General features: G+C 74.9%; 5 protein-coding genes. 2 read left to right on the plus strand and 3 right to left on the minus strand.

Features of this window, described 5'->3' with window-relative positions; translation table 11 throughout:
• Nucleotides 1-149: 149 nt before the first annotated feature.
• On the minus strand, nt 150-920 hold the full coding sequence (locus ACIQ87_RS40115) for a glutamate racemase (RefSeq protein WP_402417190.1): 771 nt from the start codon (nt 918-920) through the stop codon (nt 150-152).
• A 57-nt stretch (nt 921-977) separates the two neighbouring features.
• Between ACIQ87_RS40115 and ACIQ87_RS40120 the strand changes: the two genes are divergently transcribed.
• On the plus strand, nt 978-2126 hold the full coding sequence (locus tag ACIQ87_RS40120; protein ID WP_402417192.1) for a glycosyltransferase: 1149 nt from the start codon (nt 978-980) through the stop codon (nt 2124-2126).
• A 76-nt stretch (nt 2127-2202) separates the two neighbouring features.
• The gene (locus ACIQ87_RS40125; protein ID WP_402417194.1) at nt 2203-2958 is read left to right on the plus strand and encodes an SAM-dependent methyltransferase; all 756 of its coding nucleotides are present in this window, start codon (nt 2203-2205) and stop codon (nt 2956-2958) included.
• An 84-nt stretch (nt 2959-3042) separates the two neighbouring features.
• On the opposite strand, the gene ACIQ87_RS40130 is transcribed toward ACIQ87_RS40125, so the two are convergent.
• Both ACIQ87_RS40130 and ACIQ87_RS40135 read right to left on the minus strand, forming a co-directional pair.
• Nucleotides 3043-3720, minus strand: coding sequence for a thiol:disulfide interchange protein DsbA/DsbL (locus tag ACIQ87_RS40130; RefSeq protein ID WP_402417198.1), 678 nt, complete (start codon nt 3718-3720; stop codon nt 3043-3045).
• Between the two features lie 141 nt (nt 3721-3861).
• Nucleotides 3862-5148 (minus strand): glycosyltransferase family 4 protein, encoded by a 1287-nt coding sequence (locus ACIQ87_RS40135; RefSeq protein WP_402417196.1) that lies wholly within the window; start codon nt 5146-5148, stop codon nt 3862-3864.
• Between the last annotated feature and the right edge of the window lie 544 nt (nt 5149-5692).

Consider the following 5692-nt stretch of genomic DNA (forward strand, 5'->3'; position numbering starts at 1 on the left):
TCAGCCGGACGGGCGTAGGCCACTCGGCCCACACCCGACGACAAGATCAACAGCTAGTCCAAACGGGTGTCGTACACCGGAATCCTGATAGTCCCTGGGAAGTCGGCCGGGCCGACTTCCTGTGCCGGCCGGTCGGCTTCTGTGGCGGGTCAGCCGATGAGGGTGGCGAGGGTGTTGCCCTGGGGGTAGAGGGCGGCGGCCGGGGGGAGGGTGGCGGGGGCGCCCGCGTGGAGGACGGTGAGGGTGCCGGTGCCGGTGCGGGTGGGATCGGCGACGCGGCGGAGGGCCTGGGCGGCGACGGCGTCGGCGGAGCCGTACAGGGTGAGCGCCGGGGAGGCGGTCGGGGCGACGGCGGCGCGGATGCGGTCGTCGACGAGCTCGTAGTGGGTGCAGCCGAGCACGATCACGTCGGTACCGGCCGGCGTGCGGGAGGCGGCGTCGGCGATGGCCGCCGTGACGGCCTCGTCGTCGCCGTGCTCGACCGCGTCCGCGAGGCCCGGGCAGGCGACCTCGGTGATGTCCGCCGAACCGCCGAAGTCGCGGATCAGCCCGCGCTGGTAGGCGCTGCCGGTGGTGGCCGGGGTGGCCCAGATGGCGACCCGACCGCCCTGCGCGGCGGCGGGCTTGATCGCCGGGACGGTACCGATGACCGGCAGCCCGGGCTCCAGTTCGTCCCGCAGGGTGGCGAGCGCGTGGACGGACGCGGTGTTGCAGGCGATCACCAGCGCGTCGGGTTCGAGGGCGGCGGCGGCCCGGCAGCAGCCGAGGGCCAGCTCGGTGACCTCTTCCGGTGTACGAGGCCCCCACGGCATCGAGGCCGGGTTGGAAGAGAGCACCAGATCCACGTCCGGGCGCAGCTTCCGAAGGGCGGCGGCGGCGGCCAGCAGGCCGATTCCGGAGTCCATCAGTGCGATCTTCACGGGTCAAGACTTTAGTCGATCCGCCCGCCGGGCCCCGTTCTGCGGCAGACTGCCGGGGTGACCGTCCTGCTGTGGATCGCCGCGTTCTCCCTGCTGGTCTGGCTCTGGCTGGCGTGCTGCCACGGTTCGTTCTGGCGCACGGACGTACGGCTGCCGCCGCGCCGCCCGCCGGTCCGCTGGCCGCAGGCGGCGATCGTGGTGCCGGCCCGGGACGAGGCGTCGGTGCTCCCGGTGAGCCTGCCGACACTGCTCGCGCAGAAGTACCCGGGGCGGGCCCGGGTGATCCTCGTCGACGACCACAGTTCGGACGGCACCGGCGCACTCGCGGCGGAGCTGCGGACGATCGACGGCCTGGAGCTGACCGTCACCTCCCCTCCCCCGCTGCCGCCGGGCTGGACCGGCAAGCTGTGGGCGCTGCGGCACGGCGTGGCCCTGGCCGGTCCGGACGTCGAGTACCTGCTGCTGACGGACGCCGACATCGCGCACGGCCCGGATTCGCTGGCCGAGCTGGTGGCCGCCGCCGAGAGCAACGGGCTGGACCTGGTGTCCCAGATGGCCCGGCTGCGGGTGGAGACCGGCTGGGAGCGGCTGATCGTGCCGGCCTTCGTGTACTTCTTCGCCCAGCTGTACCCGTTCCGCCGGAGCAACCGTCCGGGCGCCCGGACGGCGGCCGCGGCCGGCGGCTGCTCGCTGGTGCGGCGCGAGGCGCTGGAGCGGGCGGGCGGGGTGGCGGCGATCCGCGGTGCGGTGATCGACGACGTGTCGCTGGCCCGGGCGGTGAAGTCCACCGGCGGCCGGACCTGGCTCGGCCTGGCCGACGAGGTGGACAGCGTGCGCCCGTACCCGCGGCTGGAGCAGTTGTGGCGGATGGTGTCGCGCAGCGCGTACGCCCAGCTCAGGCACTCGCCGCTGCTGCTGCTCGGGACGGTGTCGGGGCTGGCCCTGGTGTACCTGGTGCCGCCGGTGGCGACGGTGGCCGGGCTGGTGGCGGGAGCACCCGTGGTGGCCGCGGCGGGCGGGGCGGCGTGGGCGCTGATGGCGGGCACGTACCTGCCGATGGTCCGGTACTACGGGCAGCCTGCCGCGGCCGTGCTGCTGCTGCCGTTCACCGCGGCGCTGTACCTGCTGATGACGGTGGACTCGGCGGTGCAGCACTGGCGCGGCCGGGGCGCGGCGTGGAAGGGCCGGACCTACTCCCGGGCCTGAGGAACCCCCGGGGATCCTCCCGAGAACCCCTACGGAACCCACTGCGGGGCGGGCCGCCCCGATCCATACTGCTCGAATGGACCGTCAGCAGATCTCCCGCCTCGCCCACGTCCGTCACCCGATCGCGGCTCCGCTGGCGGACGAGTCGGTGGCCCGGTTGCTGGACCGCGCCATGGCCGGGAGGGAGCAGGGCCTGGCGCTGGACCTCGGCTGCGGCGAGGGTGCCTGGCTGCTCCGGGCGCTGGCCGCCGGACCGGGCTGGCGGGCGGTGGCCGTGGACCTGGACGCGGCGGCGCTGACCCGGGCCCGGGAGGTCGCCACCGCGCTCGGCGTGGTCCGCCGGATCGGCCTGCACCACCTGGACGCCCGGGAGTTCTCCTCGAAGGAGCGCTTCGACCTGGTGCTGTGCGTCGGCGCCACCCACGCGTTCGACGGTCTGCTGCCGACGCTCGCCGCGGCCCGCGAACTCCTGGCCCCGGGCGGGAGGTTGCTGGTCGGCGAGGGGTTCTGGCAGCGCGAACCGTCGCGGGCGGCACTGGACGGGCTGGGCGCGGAACGGGAGGACTTCGCGGATCTGGCGACGACCACCGACCGGGTCCTGGCCGACGGCTGGACGCCGCTGTTCGGGCACGTCAGCACCGAACAGGAGTGGGACGACTACGAGTTCTCCTGGACGGGCTCGCTGGCCGAGTGGGCCCTGGACCACCCGGACCACCCCGGTGCGGCGGCCGCCCGCGAGGCTGCGGACCGGCACCGCACCGGGTGGCTCCACGGCTACCGGGGGACGCTCGGCTTCGTCACCTACCTGCTGCGCCGCGACCGAGGCGAGTGAACGCCCCGCGGTGACCGGCCACTTCCGGTTCGGCCCGAGGAAGTCGACGCGAGGAAGTCGACGCGAGGGAATCGGCGCGAGAGCTCAGTGGCGGTTCTTCGCCTGCTCCTTCTGCACCAGCTGGTCGAGCACCTCGGGCATCGCCGCGACGCCGCCGGCCTGGGTCGGCGAGGTCCGGTACTCGCCCTGGATGACGACCGTCGGCAGCTCGGCGACGCCGTAACGGGTGAAGGCGGCTGCGGCCTCGTCGACCGACCCCGTCACCTCGGCGGAGCGGTACGCCCGGCCGAACGCCCCGGCGTCGACGCCCTGGCTCACGGCCCAGTCGGTGGCGGTGGCCTCGCTGGTGACGTCGCGCCCCTCGTTGTGCACGGCGCGGAAGGCGCCGGCCTGCAGACGGTCGACCAGGCCGAGGCGCTCCAGTGTGAAGTACAGCCGGGCGTGGCCGCGTTGCACGGCCTCCTCCCGACTGCCGGGCCAGATGGCCGGGATGCGGCGCAGCACGACATCGGCGCGGTGCTTCTCCGCCCAGGCCTGCAAGGGCTGTTCGAGCGCCTGGGAGTGGCCGCAGTCGTACCAGAAGAACTCGGCCGCCTCGGTCCGGGTGCTGTCGCGGACCGGTTGCGGGTGGTCGAGCCTGACGAACTTGGCACCCTTGTGGGGGAATTGGTGGGTCATCGCGCCGGCCTGGACGGGGGACGCGGCGATCCCCACGGCGACGGCGAGCAGGACGGTGGACCGCAGCAGCGACTTCGAGTTCATCACACCGGGCAGTGTGCTGTCGGCGGCCCGTTACCGGCCGGTTCCCGCGGTACGGGCCGCGCCGGATTCGCCCGAACGGCGCACCCGCGCCACGCCCGTTGACGGGGCGGGCCACCCGGCGGGGCAAGGTGGCGGCACTGGTCAGCGGGTGCCTTCCGGTCCCGCTGTCCACACCTCGGCGACCAGTTGCTGCCAGGCGTCCACGACGGCGCCCAGCTCGAAGTGTTCCAGCGCGTGCGCCCGGGCCGCCGCGCCGAGACCCGCCCGGTTGACCGCCAGCACCTTGCCCAGCGCCTCGGCGAGGGCGAGCGGGTCCCCGGGGGCGACCAGCGCGCCGGTCGCCCCGTCCCGGACCACCTCGCGCACCCAGCCGACATCGGTGGCCACGGCGGGTACCCCGGCCAGCGCCGCCTCGATCAGGGCACCGGGCACGCCCTCGCTGTCGCTGGTCAGCAGCAGCGCGTCGGCGGCCCGGTAGAGCGGGGCCGGGTCGGGCAGCGGGCCGAGGAAGTGGGCGCGGGCGGCGGCCGGGTGGCGGGCCAGCGTCTCGCGCAGCGGTCCGTCCCCGGCGACGGCAAGGCGGACGTCGGGCAGCCGGTCGAGCACGTCGAGGGCGAGGTCGAGCCGCTTCTCCGGAGCTATCGCCCCGATCCAGGCGACCAGCAGCACGTCGGCCGGCAGGCCCAGCGCGTGTCGCGCGGCGCGCCGGTCGTCCCGACCGTCGGCGGGCGGATAGCTCTCGGCGGCACGGGAGTTGTGGATCACGTGCACTTTGCCCTCGGGCAGCCGGAACTGCTCCTCCAGGACGGCGCGCGCCTCGTCGGTCAGGGTGGTGACGGCGGCCGCGCGGTGCATCAGCGCGCCGCCGCGCACCCGGCGCAGCCGGTTGGCGGTCCAGTAGCGCGGGTGGCCGACCGAGACGTAGACGAAGGGCGTACGGGTTCCGGCCAGCGCGAGGGCGCAGGCGGCCAGGGTGTCCGAGCCGTGGGCGAGCACCACGTCGGCGGCGCGCGCGGCGGCGCGCAGCGCCCGCAGGGTGCTCGGGTGCAGTCGGCCGGGGCCCAGCACGGCGGCGGAGCGCAGCGCGGCGGCGGCGGAGCAGTCGGCGGCGGCCGAGTCCGCGGACCCAGGGGCCGGATCGGCGGACTCCGCGCCCCGGCCCGCGGAGTCCTGGCCCCCGGAGCCCCGGCCCGCGCGATCCCGGTGCCCGGAATCCCGGCCTCCGGAATCCCGGCCCGCCCCGGCGGGGCAGACGTGGTTGGCCGGGTGCGGGGCGAGGGCGCACAGTTCGGAGGACTGCCCCCGACGACCCAGTTCCCGGTGGAGGTCACGGGCGAAGTTCTGTGCGCCGCCACGGCGTGAGTCGCTGATCAGATGCAGGACACGCGGACGGTTTCCGGCCGGATCGGCCGACGAGTGGTCGGGCATGGACCGACCTTGGCACAGTGCTCCGCCCGGTACATCCCCTTCGCGCAACCTGATGGTGGCCCATCGGCCCGCACTTGTACACCCGATGTGCGCCACAGGGCCGCCGTCGTGCGCCGGATGCGACCGCTGCGCGCCCCGTCTCGCCCCCTGCCGCTCTCCGTCTCACCCCGCCGCGCCGGGTCGGCGCCGTCCGGGATCGCCGTGTGCCGGGATCAAATGCCGCGCCGCGCCGTCGACTTGGCTCGGCCGTTCGACGGGCGAAAGGCCGGTACGCGGAGCACCCCCGCCCCACCCGGCCCGTGACGATGGGGCCCGACGGCCGTTACCCGGTTCGGGTGAACGCGGTTGGACCTCCGCCCGGGCCGGTCGGCAGGATGTCCGGCCGGGGCGGCACCCGCCGTGCCGCCCCATCTCCCCCTGCCCCGTACTGATTTGGAGTCACCCGGTGTCCTGCGTTCCGCGTAATTCAGCGGCCTAGAGTCACGAATCTGGGGTCTGACCTGGGCGGACATGGGTGAGGGCGCCTGAGAGCCGTTTCTCTAGG

Source organism: Kitasatospora sp. NPDC096204 (assembly GCF_044763205.1).
Classification (GTDB): Bacteria; Actinomycetota; Actinomycetes; order Streptomycetales; family Streptomycetaceae; genus Kitasatospora.